Source organism: Brevibacillus agri (assembly GCF_004117055.1).
In the GTDB taxonomy this organism is placed as follows: Bacteria; Bacillota; Bacilli; order Brevibacillales; family Brevibacillaceae; genus Brevibacillus; species Brevibacillus agri.
This window is the reverse complement of sequence record NZ_CP026363.1, coordinates 3,055,994-3,075,598: the sequence shown is the minus strand read 5'-3', so window position 1 is coordinate 3,075,598 and position 19,605 is coordinate 3,055,994. Positions and strand designations below refer to the sequence as shown.

Sequence of the window (19,605 nt, the reverse complement as noted above, 5' to 3'; positions counted from 1 at the left end):
CGGAAAAGCTTTCTCCCAAGGGGAATCCTCACTCGGTTGCCGTCTTATTTCAGGATGAACAGTTCCTGCAGGATGTTTTGGAAGATCGCGGCATTTTGCGACACGTAGCGGCCTGCCAACATATGCGCGTGGATGCCGTACCCGTTGTACGTCATCAGCCGTTTCGTCGCTTTTGCCCAGGCAGCTTCGTTCCATTCGGCTGCCACCGGAGCGTCCTCGTCCGCCTCCAGCTCCGATTGGATGAGGTGGATCGCGGCATTCGTCATTCCGGTGTTCACCAGTTCGTTATGGAACATGACATAGCTGACCGTTTTGCGGACGAAGCTTTGCTTCACAAACTCGTTGGCCGCGTACAGTTGGAAATCTTCTTCGGTCATGTTGAACATCTCGGTGTTTTCGCCGATCTCAGCGAACAACTGGGCAATGTCGTTTTCCGTTTCCGCGACAGTCCGCTCGATCGCCTTGTCTTTCCAGTACGAGTCGAACAGGATGAGATCGGTTACGACATGGCCGCGTTTCTCCAGTTCTTTTGCAAGCTCAAAGGCCAGATTGCCTCCGGAGGAATAGCCCATGAGCGTGTACGGCCCGTCTGGATCAATCGCGGTGATCGCCTCGATATACTGCTCCATCCGGTCGTCTTCCTGGATGAAATCAAAGCTGTACAGGGAGACACCGTGAGTTTCTGCGGCAAGCTTCTGGTAATACACGCTCTGGGCCCCGATTGGCGTGAAGCAGAAGACGTTTCTGCCCGTTTGCTCATTCAGCAAAATGGCTTTGCCGTACCGCGTTTCAAAGCGTTTGTGCGTGATGAAATCGGCTACCTTTTCTACCGTCGGATGTTGGAAGATGAGGTTCAGCGGCAGCTCGATCTGCATGTACGCATACACTTTGGCAATCAACAGCGTAGCTTTTAAGGAATGGCCGCCCAGTTCAAAGAAATCGTCCGTGATGCCGATTGGCTCTACGCCCAATACTTCTTGCCAAATGGATGCCAGTTGCTGTTCGGTCGCATTTTTCGGCGCCACGTACTCGCGTGTAGTCGCATCCGACTGTTGCGGTTTCGGCAATGCTTTGCGATCTACTTTTCCGTTTGCGGAGTGCGGCAGTTGCTCCAGTTGGACGAAATAGCTCGGCACCATGTAAGCAGGCAGCTCTTTGGCCAGATGGCTTCGCAAGCCGGATACGGACACTTCTGCTGCGGCGACGACATAGGCGCAAAGGTATGGGCCATAAGCGGCGTCATCGTCACGGGCGACGACGACTGCTTGATCGATGCCTTGGTAAGCGAGGACGGCACTCTCGATCTCCCCGATTTCGATGCGATACCCTCGCACCTTGACCTGTTCGTCTGCACGGCCGATGTATTCAATCGTGCCGTCTGGCCGCCATTTCACCAGGTCGCCTGTTTTGTACATGCGCTCGCCCGGGCAAAACGGATTTTCGACAAACTTCTCTGCGGTCAGCTCCGGCTTGTTCCAATAGCCGCGGGCAAGCCCGGCTCCGCCGATGCATAGCTCGCCGACCACGCCAACCGGCTGCAGGTGATGCCCGTCGTCCACGATGTAGACGTGTACGTTCGCAAGCGGTCGGCCAATCGTGATCGCTTGCCCCGCTTCAATCGAACGGGAGATGGTGGTCACGACGCTGTTTTCGGTCGGCCCGTATTCATTGTTGATTTCGATTGCCGGGTGCTTTTCTTTTGTTTTTTGCACAAGCTGTACAGGCAGCTTCTCGCCGCCCAGCGTGACGCAGCGCAGGCGCGGGAAGTCGGTTGCCGCCGAGCAATCGAGAATCGCCTGGAACAGACTCGGCACGCCGTAGTAGTGGGTGACTTCCGTTGCGCCGATCAGCTTTTTCAACGCGACCGGGTCTTTGGCTTCTTCCTCTCGCGGCAGCACGCACGTTGCTCCACCGAGAAGCGGAGCGAACAAGCTGGCGACAAAGCCGTCGAAGGCAAAAGAGAATACTTGCAAGGCTCTGTCGCGCGGCCCGAAGCCGTATTCATCCCTTCTCCACTGCAAGCAATTGACGATTCCCCGATGCGGGATCATCACGCCCTTCGGCTTGCCAGTCGTACCGGACGTGTAAATGACATAGGCAAGATCAGTCGGCTGGTTGACGGGCGGCAGATTGGTTCCGCCAAGCCCGGCATCCTGTTCAGCGTTCAGCTCAAGGCACTCCGGCAGCTCGTTGGACACGCGGGCCAACAGCGGCAGCAGATGGGCTTGGCTGAGCAGCAAGGCTGCTTGGCTGTCTGCTAGCAAGTACTGGATGCGTTCCTGCGGATAGCCGGGGTCGATCGGCACGTAGGCGCCGCCTGCCTTCAAAATGCCGAGAATGCCGATCACCATTTCCGGTGAACGCTCCGCCATGATCGCCACAAGCCGGTCCGGCCCGATTCCTTTTGCGCGCAGTACCCTTGCCAGTCTGTTTGCTCGCTCGTTCAGCTCGCGGTAGGTCAGCGTTTGCCCGTTAAAGAGAAGCGCGGCCTGATCCGGTGTCTTCTCGACCTGCTCTTCGAATAGCTGGTGCAGCGTTTTGTCCAGGTCATAGTTGACGGCTGTGTCGTTGAACCCGGCCAAAATCTGCTGTTTTTCTTCAAGCGAGAGCATGTCGATATCGCCCAGGCGGATGTGCGGATTGTGCACGATGCTCGCGGCAATCGCCAGGAAGTGGCGACTTAGCCGTTCGATCGTTTCGCGCGTGAACAAGCTTGTGCTGTACTCTACGCCAATCGTAATTTCTTCTTTCTCCTCCGTGGCGATCAGCGTCAGGTCGAACTTCGCGTGCTTGCCTGTTTCTTCGGTCATGAACGGCGTAAGCGTGCATGCAGGCAGCGCCACGACCTCTTCTGTGCTGTTTTGGAACGTAAACACGGTGTCAAACAGCGGATTTCGGCTCAAGTCGCGCGAAATCGCGAGCTTTTCCACCAGCTCTTCAAACGGGTAATCCTGGTGGCCGTACGCATCCAGCGCATTTTGTTTGACTTCCTGCAAAAATTCGCTGAACGTTTTTTCGCGCTGCGGCTTGTTTCGCATCGCCAACGTGTTCACGAACATGCCGACGATCGGTTCCAGATCGGCATGGGATCTGCCTGTAATCGGCGTGCCGACGACGATGTCCTCCTGCCCCGCATACTTGGAGAGCAGCACGTTGTACGCGGCGAGCAAAACCATGTACAAGGTCGTTCCCGTCGCTTGCGCCAGTTGGTTCAAGCCTTCCGCGAGCGGTTTGCCCGTTTGAAGCGTGTACTGATCCCCGGCAAAGCTCTGGGTGCCGGGGCGGGCGAAATCCGTCGGCATGTTCAGCACGGGAATCTCATCGGCAAACGTCTGGAGCCAGTACGCTTCCTGCTTCTCGAAGGCAGCCGATTGGAAAAACGCCTGCTGCCACACGGAGAAGTCTTTGTACTGGATGCGCAGCTCCGGCAAAACGTCACCCTGATACAACCGCACCCACTCGGCCAGCAAAATGCCGGAGGACACGCCATCGGAAATGCTGTGATGCATATCGGTGAGTAGCACGTGACGATCCTCGCCGATTTTCAAAAGCGAGACGCGCATGAGCGGTGCGACCCCGAGATCGAACGGCTGCACGAGGGAAGAAACGAGTTTGCGCGCTTCGTCTTCTGTAACTTCCGAATAGGCAAGCGCAAAAGGAACGTCCGCGTGAATGTGTTGCACAGGCTCTCCGTTGACGACGGCAAACGAAGTGCGCAAGCTGTCATGGCGCGCAATCAGGCGCTGGAACGCCGCTTCCACCCGTGTTCGGTCCAGCTTGCCTTCGATCAGCATGGTCGACGGCATGTTGTAGCTGATGCCGACTCCTTCAAATTGATCGAGAATGTACATGCGCTTTTGCGCCGAAGAAACCGGGTAGTACGCTTGCTGTTGCGCTGGCTCGATCGAGAAAACGTTCCCTTTGGCAGTCTCTTCGATGAACGCCGCCAATTCCTGAATCGTCGGTTTCTCGAACAAGATGCGGAGCGGAATATCGACCTGGTATTCGTTGTGCATGCTCGCTATCACCCGCATGGCACGCAGGGAGTGGCCGCCGAGCGCGAAAAAGTCGTCTTGCACGCCCACTTGCGGAACGTTTAGCACCTGCTCCCATACGCGGGCCAGTCGGTCTTCCCATACAGAGCGCGGCGCGACGTATTCGGTCGTTCGCAGCATGGTGACATCCGGCGCTGGCAAGGAGCGTCTGTCTACTTTGCCATTGGCAGTCAGCGGCAGCGCGTCCAAGGTTACGAAATACGATGGAATCATCGCTTGCGGCAGCTCCTTCAGCAAATTCGCCCGTAACTCTGCGGCGTCAAGCGCATGGTCCGTCACGACGTATGCGCATAATTCCTTTTCCTGCCTGTGGTCTTCTCTTGCGACCACGACTGCTTCCGCGATTCCGTCCAGCTTGCGCAGTTGTGTCTCGATTTCGCCCAGCTCGATGCGGACGCCCCTGATTTTTACCTGGTGGTCATTGCGTCCGAGGAACTCGACATGGCCGTCTGCGCGCCACTTCGCGAGATCACCTGTGCGGTACAGTCGTTCACCTGGGGCAAACGGGTTCGGCACGAACTTTTCTTGCGTCAACTCCGGCCTGTTCAAGTAGCCGCGCGCCACGCCCGCTCCGCCGATGCACAATTCGCCCACGACCCCGACAGGCTGCAAATTCAAATGCGCATCGACTACGTACATCGTCATGTTCGGAAGCGGTTTGCCGATCGGCACCGTTCCCGAGCGGATGGCGGTGACGTCTGTTTCTTCGTAGTAGCTGGTGTCGATGCACGCCTCTGTCACGCCGTAGCTGTTGATAATGCGCATCGTGTGGCCGAAGCGCGCAAGCAACGTTTTGAAGTCTTCTGCCGGACAACTGTCCGCTCCGAGAATCAACAGCTTCATCTGGCTGATGTCCAGCTTGTTTTCGTAAATGTAGTGCATCAACGGCATAATCAGGGCGGGTGTCGCTTCGAAAATGGTGATTTCGTGGCGCCTGATAATCTCGTACAGCGAAGCAGGGTCCATCTTGACCTCGTTCGGGCAGATGACGAGCTGCCCGCCTGTCAGCAGTGCCCGGGCAAAATCGCCCGTCGAGACGTCAAAGGCGAAGCTCGCCATTTGCAGCAACCGTACCGGGAAGCTGTCCAGGTGATACTCGTCCTTCCAGGCAAATGCGACATTGGCATAGCTGCGATGCTCGATGACGACCCCTTTTGGCTTGCCTGTCGTACCGGAAGTGTAAATGATGTATGCTGCGTGCTCTGGACGCGCAACGTGCTCCAGATTGTCTGCTTCCTCCTGGTCCACTCTCTCTGTATCCAGATAAATGGTTTCATAAGGGAAGGCAACTTGGCTGTTCATTTTTTGCAAAGTGAGCAGCAGCTTCGCCTCGCTGTCTTCGAGCATGAACGCTTGGCGCTCCAGCGGATAGTCCGGATCAATCGGGACGAATGCCCCGCCTGCTTTCAAAACGGCCAGCATGCCGATGACCATGTAGGGCGAGCGGTCTACGAGGATGCCGACGGTGCTCTCCGGCTTGACGCCTTTTCGCCGCAGGACGCGGGCGAGCCGGTTTGCTTTTGCATTCAACTCGCGATAGGTCAGTTGTTCGTTTTCGCACACGACCGCAATCTGGTACGGTGTTTTTTCCGCTTGCTCCTCGAACAGCATCGGGAACGTTTTGTCCGTTGGATAAGCTCTCTTCGTTGCGAGGAAGCCCTCCAGCATGCGCTTCGTCTCCGCCTGGGACAGCACGCTGATCTCGGCCAGCCTGATGTCGGGATCGGCGGTGATCGTCTGCAAAAGCTGGACGAAATGGGCCGCCAGCCGATCGATCGTTTCTTTGGCAAACAACTTCGTGCAATAGCTGAATTGGACCAGCAGCTCATCTCGTTTTTCCATCGCATCCAGCGAAAGGTCGAATTTGGCGATATGGCCGTTCACCGGGTACGGCGACAGCTTCAGTCCCGCTACTTGCCCTGCGGCTGCGTCGGCAAGCCCGAGGCTGAACATCGTGTCAAACAGCGGGTTTCGGCTCAGATCGCGCCGCACTTGCAGCTTCTCGACCAGGTGCTCGAACGGATAGTCTTGATGCTCGAAGGCATGGAGCGCATTTTGCTTCACGTCCGCCAAAAACGCGCGGAAGCTCAGGCTGCCTGCCGCCGTATTTTTTAAGGCGAGCGTGTTGACAAACATCCCGACGATGCGCTCTACATCTGCGTGCGAGCGGCCTGCAATCGGTGTGCCGATGACGATCTCTTCCTGGCCTGCGTACTTGGAGAGCAGCACATGGTACGAAGCCAGGAGCACCATGAACAAAGTCGTACCGGTATCGCTAGCGAGCTGACGCAGTTGTTCCAGCAGGTGTTGTCCCGTGCCAAGCGCTACCGTGTCGCCGTCAAAGCTCTGCACGGAAGGTCTTGGGTAGTCAGCAGGCAGATTTAATAACGGAATCTCGTCGGCAAACGTCCGGGTCCAAAATTCCTCCTGCTTTTGGAAGCGTTCAGACTGGGCCAGCTTCGTTTGCCACACGGCAAAATCTTTGTACTGGATGCGCAGGTCAGAAAGCTGCTTTCCTTCGTATAAACTGGCGATTTCCTCGACGATGACCGCAAGCGATACGCCATCGGAAATAATGTGGTGCATATCCATGAAGAACAAGTGCCGCTCTGCGCCAAGCTTTATCAGGTTCACCCTGAACAACGGGGCAGTCGCAAGATCAAATGGCTGGATCAACTCTTGCACGAGCGCTTCTGCCTGCTCGTCTGTCGCCTCGATCATGCGGATTGGCAGCTCGACCTCGGCATGGACTCGTTGCAGCGGCTCCCCGTTTACCGAATGAAACGAAGTGCGCAAAGCTTCATGCCGCTTGACCAGGCTCTGGATGGCAGCGGCAAAGCGGTCGTAATCCAGCTTGCCTTCCAGCACCAGCACGTTCGGCACGTTGTAGCTGATCCCGCTTCCTTCGAACTGATGCAGGATGTACATTCGATTTTGCGCAAACGACACCGGATAATACGCGGCTGGCTCTGTCGGCGGGATCGTTTCGAACTGCTCGAAGGCACTCTCGGCAATATAGGCCGCCAACTCATGGATCGTCGGAGAGGCAAACAGCGCTTGTAGCGGCAGCTCTACCTGGAATGTTTTATGGACTTGCGTGATGACGTTCATCGCCTTCAAGGAATGACCGCCGATTTCAAAAAAGTTGTCGTGAATACCGATGGCTGGAAGCCCCAAAACCGTCTGCCAAATCTGCGCCAGCTTCGCTTCGGTTTCCGTTTGCGGAGCGACAAAGGCGCTTCCTGCCGTCCGTTCGCCAGATGGCTGCGGCAGTGCCCGGCGATCGACCTTTCCATTTGCGGTCAACGGCAGCTTTTCCATTTGCACATAGTAGGCAGGAACCATGTAGCCAGGCAATTGTTTGGACAGCGCGTCTCTCAGCTCGGTGGCGTCGACTGCCTGTTCCGGAACGAAGTAGGCGCAGAGCGCTTTTTGCCCGTTCCCTTCCTCGATCACGGCCACGACTGCTTCTTTTACGTTGTCCTGCTGGGACAGTACCGCCTCGATCTCCCCAAGCTCAATCCGGTATCCGCGAATTTTGACTTGCTGGTCGATCCGGCCCAAATACTCAATCGTCCCGTCTGCCAGCCACCTCGCCAAATCTCCCGTGCGGTACATCGTTTCGCCAGGCGCAAACGGATTAGGGACAAACTTCTCCGCGGTTAAGTCCGGCTTGTTCAAATAGCCTCGTGCGACCCCGTCGCCGCCGACGCACAATTCGCCCGGCACGCCAATCGGCTGCGGCTGATTGTTGCCGTCGACGATGTACGCGGTGGAGTTTGCAATTGGCTTGCCAATCGGAATCTGCTCGGCAAAATGCTTCTCGATCAAATAGCACGTCGAGAAGGTCGTGTTTTCGGTCGGGCCATACCCGTTCCAGATTTCCAGAGCAGGAAGGGCGCTTTTTACCCGGTTGATGTGTGCAGGCGACAGCGCTTCGCCGCCGACGATCAAGGCGCGCAAGCTGTCAAACATCGCCGGGTTTTCTTGCGAGAGCTGGTTAAAGAGCGGCGATGTCAGCCACATGGTCGTAATCTGGTTCGCCCGCAGGAAGCTGCCCAGCTTCTCGGCATCCAAAAGGACGTCCTTGCGCACCACATAGAGGCTCGCCCCGTGCAGCAAAGCGCCGAAAATCTCAAACGTCATGGCGTCGAAGCCAATCGCGCCCGTTTGCACCATCCGGTCGGTTTCGCGGACTTGCACGTAATTCGTATGCATGACCAGTCGGGTGACGTTGCGGTGTTCGACCATGACGCCTTTTGGCTTGCCTGTCGAGCCTGAGGTGTACATCACGTAAGCCAGGTCCCGCGCTCCGTTGACAATCGCCGGATTGCCGGAGTCCTCCTGATCTAGACTCGCCGCTTCCAACACGATCGGAATTAAACCTTCGCTTACGAGCGGCAACAAGTGTCTCTGCACAAGGACTACCTTCACGCCGCCATCTTCGAGCATGTAGGAAAGGCGTTCTGACGGATGTTCCGGGTCCAGGCCCAAATAGGCGCCGCCCGCTTTGAGAATCCCCAAGATGCCTGCAATCATCTCCGGCGAACGATCGGCGAGCAGACCGACGATGCCATCTTTTTCGACGCCGTGTCGACGCAGGACATGGGCGATCTGGTTTGCTTTTTCGTTCAGCTCCCGATACGTCAGCCTTTTTCCGTCCATCACGACGGCAGCATGCTCGGGCGTTTTTGCCGCCTGCTGCTCGAACAGCTCCTGAATCGTGCAATCGCGCGGATAGTCGGCAAACGTGTTGTTAAAATCGACCGTGACAAGCTGCCGCTCTTCCTCGTCAAGCAGGCTGATCTCCTGCAAGGCAACGGTTTGATCGGCAACGACTTCGCGCAGCACTTGCAGGAAATGCCCCGCGATTCTTTCGATGGATTCCCGGCGGAACAGTTTTGTCGAGTAGACGAGCGCAAAATGAATGCCTGCCTCGTCCTCGTGCGCTTCCAGCGTGAGATCGAATTTCGCGTTGCCTGCCTCGGCAGGGTATGCTTCCAGTTTCAGCCCATCCAGCTCGTACGCTTTTTGGTCCAGGTTTTGCAAAATAAACATGGTGTCAAACAGCGGATTGCGGCTCGGATCGCGCCGGATGTCCAGCTTTTCGACCAGCGCTTCGAACGGATAGTCTTGATGCGCATACGCTTGCAGCGTATTTTGTTTGACCTCTTCCAGAAATGCCTGGAATTGTTTCGCTTTGGCCGGGTAGTTTCGCAACGCGAGCGTATTGACAAACATCCCCAAAACGTTCTCGACGTCGGCGTGCGATCTGCCCGCAATCGGCGTTCCGACGACGATGTCTTCTTGTCCGCTGTACTTGGCCAGCAGCACGTTGTAAGCGGCCAGCAACACCATGAACAACGTGGACTGGTTCTCCTGGGCGAGCTTGGATAATGCGTCCATCAGTGGTTTGTCTGCCTGGAACGAAACGCAATCCCCCTCAAAGCTTTGGGCCAATGGACGGGAAAAGTCGGCTGGCAAATCGAGCACCGGGATGTCGCCGGAAAACGCGTGGAGCCAGTAGTCCTCGTGCTTCCTGTACACGTCGGTTTGGAACAGCTCCGACTGCCAGAGGGCGAAATCTTTGTAATGCACAGAGAGCGCCGGCAACGCTTCGCCTCGATACAGCTTCGAGAACTCCTCCACGATGATCCCGGCCGAGACGCCGTCCGAGATGATGTGATGCATATCCATCAGGAACAGATGCCGTTTTGCCTCCAGCTTGAAAAGTCCGACCCGCCATAGCGGCGCTTTCACCAGGTCAAACGGTTGCACAAACGATGCGACAGTTGGCGCCACTTGCTCTTCCGTCAATTCGCCGTACTGCACATGCAGCTCGACATGTTCGTGTACGCGCTGGACAGGCTCGCCATTTACGGTGTGAAAAGAGGTGCGAAGCGACTCGTGCCGCTCGACCAGCCTGTCAATGGCAGCCGCAAACCGCTCGACGTCCAGATCGCCTTCGATGTACAATGCGCTCGGCATGTTATAGACCGTGCCCGTGTCCGCAAACTGGCGCAGGACGTACATCCTCTTTTGCGCGGACGAAACGGGATAATACTCCTGCAACGGGGCAGGCTGGATCGGCACATACGCCTCTTTTCCGCTCGTCGCGACATACTGGGCCAACTCCTTGATCGTAGGCTGCGCAAAGAGCACTTTCAGCGGAAGCTCAACCTGATACTCGCGATGCACCTGTGCAGCGACAGCCATCGCTTTCAAGGAATGGCCGCCGAGCTGGAAAAAGTTGTCGAGAATGCCGATGCCGCTCATCCCCAGCACGCGCTCCCAAATCTCGGCCAGCTTTCGTTCCACAGCATTCGTTGGCGCTGCGTATTCCGCTCCGGTTACGGGCTTGCCCTCCGGCTTCGGCAACGCTTTCTTGTCGATTTTGCCGTTTGGCGTAAGCGGAAGCTGATCGAGCTGCACAAAATAGGCGGGAATCATGTACGACGGCAGTCTTTGCGCCAGAAGCGACCACAGCTTGGCGACCTCGAGCTTTTCTGTGGCAGTAAAATACGCAGCCAGAGACGGCTGACCGAGCTGATCTTCGTGGACGACCACAACAGCGGCTGTCAGCTTTTCTACCGCGAGCAGAACCGACTCGATCTCGCCGATTTCAATCCGGTAGCCTCTTACTTTGACCTGTTCGTCGATGCGACCGACAAATTCAATCGTGCCGTCCGGGAGCCATTTGCCGAGATCACCCGTCTTGTACATGCGCTCGCCTGCCGCAAACGGATGCGGAACGAACTTCTCGTCCGTGAGCGTCGGCTTGTTCCAATAGCCCCGCGCCAAGCCGAGGCCGCCGATGCAAATTTCCCCGATCACACCGATGGGCTGTAGCTGGTGGAATTTGTCGACGATGTACAGGCTGGTGTTGGCGATCGGCCGACCGATCGTGATCGCGGCATCCGTATCGACTATGCGCAGCGAGGTAGCGACGACACTGCTTTCCGTCGGACCGTACTCGTTGACGATAACGAGATCGGGATTCAACTGCTTGCTCTTTTCAACGAGCGGAGCCGTGATTTTTTCTCCCCCGAGCGTGACGGTTTGCAGCGGACGGAGATCCGCCGACGTACTGCATTCCAAAATAGCCTGGAACAAGCTCGGCACCCCTGTCATCAGGGTGCAGCGCGAAGCGGCAATGCGCTTTTTCAGCGCGACAGGGTCTTTGGCTTCTTCCTCTTGCGCCAGTACGACGGTTGCTCCGGACAGAACAGGCGCAAAGAACGACAGCACGAAGGCATCGAAGGCAAACGACAGAGACAGCAAGCTTCTGTCGCCAACGGTCAGCTTGTATTCCGCTTTTTTCCATAACACGCTGTTGACAATGCCGCGATGCTCGACCATGACCCCTTTTGGCTTCCCGGTCGTACCTGATGTATAGATGATGTAAGCCAGGTCGGAAGCGGTATGGATCGGCTGCAAATTCGCGCGCTGCGCCGAATAGGCGCTCTCGTCGTCCACGTACAGGCATTCCGCGCTCACCCCGGATCCGAGCTTCGGTCCCAGATGCTTTTGCGCAAGCACCAGCCGGGCTTCGCAATCCGCGAGCATGTAGGCGATGCGTTCCTCCGGATATTCCGGGTCGATCGGCACATAGGCTCCGCCTGCTTTCAAAATAGCGAGGATGCCGACAGCCATCTCCACAGAGCGGTTGACCATAATCCCTACGGTTTGGTCAGGCTTTACGCCCCGCTCGCGTAACGTGGCGGCAAGCTGGTTGGCCCGCTCGTTTAACTCCCGATAGGACAACTGCTGCTCGCCGATCTCAACGGCTGTCGCCTGCGGCGTTTTTTCTGCTTGCTCTTCGAACAGCGCCGAAAGCGTTTTGTCTTGCGGAAAATCCTTGTGCGTGTCGTTGAAGTCGACCAGCAAGCGTTGCTTTTCCTCTGCGGTCAGCATGGCGATCTCGGACAGCAGCACCTCGGGGTTCGCGGCGACGACCCGCAAGATTTGCAGGAAATGCGCCGCTACGTTTTTCATCGTCTCGCGCGAAAACAGCTTGGTGCAGTAGTCCAGGCTAAAGACGATCTCCGCGTTTTCCTCGTACGCCTCGAGCGACAGGTCAAACTTGGCCTGCTTCACCTCTGTCGCATATGGCGTCACGGTCAGTCGCTCCATTGCAAACGGCTTTTGCTCCATGTTTTGCAAAATAAAGACGGTGTCGAACAACGGATTGCGGCTCAAATCCCGCTGAATGTTCAACTTGTCGACAAGCTCGTCGAGCGGATAGTCCTGATGCTCAAACGCTTTTAGCGTGTTGGCTTTCACTTCGGCCAAAAAGCTGTGGAAGGCTTTGTCCCCGGCTGGCTCGTTGCGCAAGGCGAGTGTGTTGACAAACATCCCGACGATGGATTTTGTCTCTGCATGCGACCTGCCGGCAGTAGGAGCGCCGACGACGATGTCCTCTTGCCCGGAGTACTTGGACAACAGCACATTGTACGCCGCAAGCAACACCATGTAGAGCGTCGTCCCTGTCTTGTGCGCAAGCTGGTGCAGTTCTTTTTGCAAAGCGGTGCCGGAGCCAAAGACGAAGCGATCTCCCGCAAAGCTTTTGACCGAGGGCCGCGGGTAGTCCGTCGGCAGGTTCAGAACAGGGATGTCCTCCGCAAAACGGTCGATCCAGTAAGCTTCCTGCGCGGCAAACTCATCGGTCTGGAACCAGTCATTCTGCCACTTGGCAAAATCTTTGTACTGAATGCGCAGTTCAGGCAGCTCTTCGCCGCGATAAAGCCGGGCAAATTCCTGGATGAGCAGCCCGATGGAGACGCCATCTGCGACGATGTGGTGCAAATCGAGCATGAACAGGTGGCGTTCCGGCGCCAGCTTGATGAGTCCGGCACGCCAAAGCGGGGCTGTTCCCAGATCGAACGGCTGGATAAACCGCTCGGCTATTTGCCGGATCTCTGCCTCCGTCGCTTCGCCAAACGAGATCGCAAGCTCGACATCCTCGTGCACGCGCTGAACAGTCTCGCCTTGCACGGAGTGGAACGAGGTGCGCAAAGATTCGTGGCGCTGCACCAGACGGTTGAGCGCTTGCTGCAGCCGCTCTGTATCCAGCTTGCCGTCGAGGTACAGGAAACCAGGCATGTTGTAGCTGATGCCTGCCCCTTCCATTTGCTGGAGAATGTACATTCTCTTCTGTGCGGCGGACACGGGGTAATACTCCTGTTTTTCGACAGGCTGGATCGCGGTGTTCGCGCCTTTGCTGGCGGCAGCGACGATGGGGGCAAAGCTGGCGATCGTCGGCGATTCAAACAACGCTTTCAACGGTACTTCCGCCTGGAAGGTGCGCTGAATCAAAGCAATGACGTTCATCGCCTTCAAGGAATGGCCGCCCAGCTCAAAGAAATGATCGTGAACCCCGATCCGCTCCACGCCAAGCACACTTTCCCACATTTGTGCGAGCTTCGCTTCGAGTTCGTTGCGTGGCGCTACATACATCGAATCCGCTGCCGCTGCGTCCTCCGGCTGCGGCAATGCTTGGCGATCCACTTTGCCATTCGCCGACAGCGGCAACTGCTCCAAGAAAACAAACGCGGACGGAACCATGTAGGCTGGCAATGCGGCAGACAGGTACGTTCTCAGCTCCGCTGTTTGAATGTCCTGCTTTGCCACGACATATGCGGACAGGCTGTTTTGCCCGTTGCCATCCTGGCGGGCGATGACAACGGCTGCTTTGACCGCTTCATGCTGCAAAAGCTTGGCTTCGATTTCCCCCAGCTCGATGCGGTGGCCTCTGATTTTTACTTGATGATCGATGCGGCCCACATACTCGATCTCGCCGTCTGGCAAATAGCGGACCATGTCGCCAGTGCGATACATCCTGCCGCCCGGCTCGAACGGGTTGTCGACAAAGCTTGCTTGCGTCAGCTCCTCGCGCTGCCAATAGCCGCGGGCCAAACCGTCTCCGGCAATGCACAGCTCCCCGGCAACGCCTACAGGCTGAAGCTGGTTGCTCGCATTGACGACGTACAGGCGGACGTTGTCAATCGGTTTGCCGATCGGAATGACGCTGTATTCCTGCTGGCGCGGGCAAAGCCAGTAGGTCGCGTCAATCGTGGCTTCTGTAGGGCCGTACAAGTTAATCAACCGGGCTTGTTGCGTCTCGTAAAAACGCGAGACGAGAGCAGGTGTCAACGCTTCGCCGCCGCAGAACACCCGTTGCAAGCTCGTGCATGCGCTCCAACCCGGGTCGGTCATGACTAGATCGAGCAAGGACGGGACCATCTGCAAAGTCGTAATGTTTTGTTCGCAAATCAGGCGAGTCATGTACGCGATGTCGCGATGCCCGTCCGGCTTCGCCAGGACGAGCCGCGCTCCCGTCATCAGCGGCAAGTAAAATTCCCATACAGAAGCGTCGAAGCTGAACGGCGTTTTTTGCAGGACGGCATCCTCCGTCGTCAACGGGAACGTCTCTCTCATCCACAGCATGTGATTGCAGATCGCCTGGTGCGAGATCATGACTCCCTTCGGCTTTCCCGTCGATCCTGACGTGTAGATCACATAGGCCAGGTCGTCTTGGCCAGCGACGTTGTCCAGATTCGTGTCGTCTCCTGTGTAAATCGCTTCTTCGTCTACGTCGATGATCGCCCCTGCATACGCCACCGTCTCCTGCAAATGGCGCTGCGTCAGCAAGATCGGCGCCTCGCTGTCGCGGAGCATGTAGCGGATTCGTTCTGCCGGATAGCTCGGGTCGATTGGCGTGTACGCGCCGCCAGCTTTGAGCACGGCCAGCATCCCGACGACCATCCCCGGCGAGCGGTCTACCATAATACCGATCAATGTACCCGGACGGGTTCCCTGACTGCGCAGCAAGCGAGCCAGTTGATTCGCCCGGGCGTTCAGCTCGCGGTAGGTTAAGGCGTGCCCTTCATACGCGACAGCCACTTCATCCGGCGTGCGTGCCGCCTGCTCCTCCACGAATTGATGCAAGGCCATAGCGGTAGTGCGCTCCACAAACGTATCGTTCACGTTCAGCAGGAGGGCACGTTTTTCTGCTTCCGTCATCATGTCGATGTCCGCCAGTTTGACTGTCGGCCGCTCGCTGATCGCGCGCAAAATTTCCAGGTAATGCTCGGCCATTCTTTGCACCGTTTCTTTCTTGAACAGCCTGGTGGCGAATGTGAGCTGGAACTGAATGTCTGCTGGCGATTCACTGGCATTCAACACGAGATCAAACTTGGAAATTTTGTTGAACAACTCATACGGCGACACGGTCAGTCGGTCGATGGCAAGCGTCTTCTGGCTCGCGCTTTCCAAAGAAAACATCGTGTCAAACAGCGGATTGCGGCTAATATCCCGCTGGATCGCCAGCTTTTCCACCAGCTCTTCAAACGGATAATCTTGATGGTCATAGGCCGCAAGCGCATTTCGCTTCACTTCTTGCAAAAATTGCGCAAACGTTTTGCTGCTGGCCGGCTGGTTGCGCATTGCCAACGTATTCACGAAAATTCCCATGATCTGTTCCACGTCCACATGGGAACGGCCAGCGACAGGGGTGCCGACAATGATGTCTTCCTGGCCCGTGTACTTGGACAGCAGCACATTGTACGCGGCGAGCAAAACCATGTACAGAGTGGTCCCTGTCTCTGCCGCTACTTGTTGCAGCCGCTCCAGCCGCTCTTTTCCGGCGGCAAACAGGACGAGGTCGCCTTCAAAGCTTTGCAGGCTCGGGCGCGGATAGTCCGTCGGCAAGTTCAGGAGCGGGATTTCATCGGCAAACGCGTTCAGCCAATGCTGCTCCTGCTGCTTGTACGCGTCTGTCTGGAACCACTCGTTTTGCCAGGCGGCGAAATCTTTGTATTGGAGCGCAAGGGGCGGCAACTCTGCTCCCTTGTACAGCTCGGCAAACTCGCGCAGCCATATTTGCGAAGATACGCCGTCGGAAATGATATGATGCATGTCGAGCAGGAACAAGTGGCGGTCTGTCCCCAGCTTGACCAAGCCTGTTCGCACGAGCGGAGCGACCCCGAGATCGAACGGCCGGACAAACTCGCGCATGATGTTCTCCGCCTTGTCCTCGGTCGACTCCAGCATGAACAGTGGCACTTCTACCTTTGCATGCACTTTTTGCACAGGCTCGATGCGGTGAAACGAGGTGCGCAAGGCTTCGTGGCGCTCTGCCAGTTGTTGGATCGCGCTGGCAAACCGGGCGTAATCCAGCTTTCCTTCCAACAGGATGGCGCCCGAAATGTTATAGCTGATGCCGCTTCCTTCGAACTGCTGGAGGATGTACATTCTTTTTTGCGCGGAAGAAACCGGATAAAACTCTTGCGCTTCCACAGGCTGAATCGCAGTGTGCTTGCTTTTCTCCGACTGCGACAGGAAGCGGGCCAGCTCCGCTATGGTCGGGTGTTCGAACAGAGCTTTGATAGGCAAATCGACTTCCAGCGCCTTCGCGACCTGGGAGATGACCGTCATCGCCTTCAACGAGTGCCCGCCCAGGTCAAAGAAATCGTCGTGAATCCCTACCTGGCTCATGCCCAGCACCTGCTGCCAAATTTCCGCCAGCTTTGCCTCGATGTCATTTTGCGCAGCGACATACGCGGTTCCTGTAACGACTGCGCCGTCTGGCTTCGGCAATTTCTTTCGCTCAACTTTTCCATTCGCTGTCAACGGAATTTCCGCCAAGCGAATAAAGAAGGAAGGAATCATGTAAGAAGGAAGCGTACTGCCCAAAAACGTTCTCAACTCCGCTACGGTCAGCTCTTGCTCGGAAACGAAATAGGCGTACAGCACATTTTGGCCGCTCTCGTCCTTGTCCGCGATCACGACCGCTTCCTTGACCGACTCGTGCTGCGTCAGACGCGTTTCGATTTCGCCCATCTCGATCCGGTGTCCGCGAATTTTTACCTGGTGGTCGATTCTTCCTGCGTATTCCATGTTTCCGTCGGGCAGCCATTTTGCCAGGTCGCCTGTGCGGTACATTTTCGTTCCCGGGCGGAACGGGTTGTCGATAAATTTTTCCTCGGTCAGCTCCGGTCTGTTGAAATACCCTTTGGCTACGCCGTCTCCGGATATGTACATTTCGCCCAGCGAGCCGACGGGCACGGGTTGCATGGAAGCATCGAGCAAATAAAGCTGGACGTTGTCTGCCGGAACCCCGATCGGGACCGATTCCTGGGTCGTTTTTTGCGGGTCGTACAAATAAATCATGCAGCCGACAACCGTCTCGGTCGGTCCGTATTCATTGAAAATTTGCACGTCCTGGCCGAAGTGGTCGTAAATTTGCTTCGCCAGCTTTGTCGGCAAGTTCTCGCCGCCGACGATGAACCGTCTGATGCTGCTCGCCTTGCCGTCTACGTCTTCAATCAGCTTCAGGTGCGTCGGCGTCAGCTTGATGATCCCCACTTTGTTGTCGCGGATGATGTCCAAAATGAGCTGTACCTTGTCTGCCCCTCTGTACACATAGATCGTGTTGCCTGATAGAAGCGGCGTGAAGATCGACGTGACAGTCAAGTCAAACGAAATGGATGAGTACAGCGGAAAGTCCACGGCTTCCCCTTGAACGTACACTTTGTTGGCCCACCAAATGTAGTTGACCAAGCCTTGATGGGTAATCATCGCCCCTTTTGGGTTGCCTGTAGAGCCGGAGGTGTAGATCATGTAAGCCAAATCGTCGGGCTTGCTCTCGGCTGCGAATGGTGTGCTGTCGCCCGCATACAAGGAAGGATCGTCCAGATAAAGAATGCTGCCTGCAAACTGGATGTTTGGCTGCAGATGCGACTGGGTGAAAAGAATCGTCGTCTGGCTGTCGTCGAGCAAATACTGGATGCGATCGAGCGGATATTCGGGATCAATCGGCAAGTAAGCGCCACCTGATTGCAGGACCGCCATGATTGCTACGATCAGCTCCAGCGAATGCTCCGCCATAATCGAAACGATGCTGCCCCTGCCAATGCCTCTGTCGCGCAAAGCTTTGGCAAGCTGGGCCGAGCGCTCCATCAGCTCCTGATAGGTCAGGCTGTCATCGCCGCATACAGCCGCGATTTTCGTCGGGGTCCGGGTCGCCTGCTCTGCGATCAATGCAAAAATCGTCTTGTCCCGCGGGTAGTCAGCAGCCGTGTCGTTGTAGGCGACGAGCAGTTGCTGTTTTTCTTCCTCGGTGATGATGCCGATCTCGTGCAGCCGCACGTGCGGATTGCGAATCACCTGCTCGATGACCGTTCTCAAATGCCCCTCGATTCGGTTGACAAAAGACGGCTCGTAGACGGCGGCATTGTAGCTTAGCTTCACGTACAGCTCGTTTGACGGAGCGAGGGCTACCACTACGTTCAAATCGTAGGAGGTCTGCTCTTCCCCGCTTTCCACGGTGAGCTGGAACCCTAACGAATCTTCCAAATGTTTCATCGAATGGTCCGGGTAGTTTTCAAACGTGACCAAATGATCGATCAACGCTTGTTTCAGTACGGTCGTGCTCTGAATTTCGTACAGCGGCGCGAAATCGTAGGCTGCCGAAGCCAACGCTTGCTTTTGCACCGTTTGGAGCAGCTCGCTGAACGATTGTTGCCTGTTCGTCTGGACGCGGGTAGGAATCGTGTTGATGAACAGGCCCACCATGCTCTCAATTCCCGGAATTTGCGGCGGACGGCCGGAGACGACCGAGCCGAAAACGACATCGTCCGCATTTTTGTACTTGCTCGCCAAAATGCCCCAGAGTGCCTGGAATACGCTGCTCATCGTCGCCTGGTTTTGATTGGCGATCTGCATCAGTTGCTGCGTCTGTTCGGGAGCGATCGCAAACATCGACTCGACGTGTTCGTAGCGGCCAGCTTCCGCGCTGTGCTTCTTTTTCGGAAAATCGGCCTGATGGTCGTAGCCTGCCAAATAGTTTTGCCAATAGGTGAGCGCCGCTTCCTTGTTTTGCTTATCCAGCCATTTGATATATTCGCTGTACGGCTTCGTCGCTTCCCGCGGAATCGGCTCGCCGTTGCGCAGGGCTGCGTAGTACGCCAGCAGCTTCTGAAGCAGGACGCCCAATGTCCAACCGTCCACGATAATGTGGTGGAACGCCCAGACAAACTGGTACTTGTTCTCGCCTGTCTGAAAAATGGCGGCTTTCATCAGGCTGTCTTTTGTCAGGTCAAACGTATGGTGCTGATTTTTGTACGCCGTTATGTACTCGTTCTGCTCAAACGTTGGCAAATGCGCGATGTTTTCGAAAGCAACGGCAACCTTTCTCTCTTTCAACACAACCTGGCGGGGCCGCTGCAAGTTTTGGTACACAAACACCGTGCGCAATACTTCGTAGTTTTCCACGAGCTTGTTCAAGCTCTGTTCAAAAAGAGGCAGGTGAAAATCACCTTCGATCGTCGCCGACATTTGCAGGCAGTAGGCGCTGCTGCCCGTGTCTTTGACCGCGTGAAACAACATCCCCTCTTGCAACGGGGTTAACGGGTATATTTTTGCGATGTTTTCCTGCTTTTTCATTTTGCACCTCAACTCTGTAATTTATCGGTTCGAAGGAGGGGGGCCTCCCGTCAAAGCGCAGCTTGCCCCGCTTTGACGGGAGGCATTTCATTTCCAGCGTCGCCTG

General features: G+C 56.3%; 1 protein-coding gene. It reads right to left on the bottom strand.

Features of this window, described 5'->3' with window-relative positions:
* Positions 1–44 precede the first annotated feature (44 nt).
* Positions 45–19,499: a tyrocidine non-ribosomal peptide synthetase TycC gene (gene tycC / locus BA6348_RS15125; RefSeq protein ID WP_122952456.1), complete on the bottom strand. Its 19,455-nt coding sequence runs from the start codon at positions 19,497–19,499 to the stop codon at positions 45–47.
* Positions 19,500–19,605 lie beyond the last annotated feature (106 nt).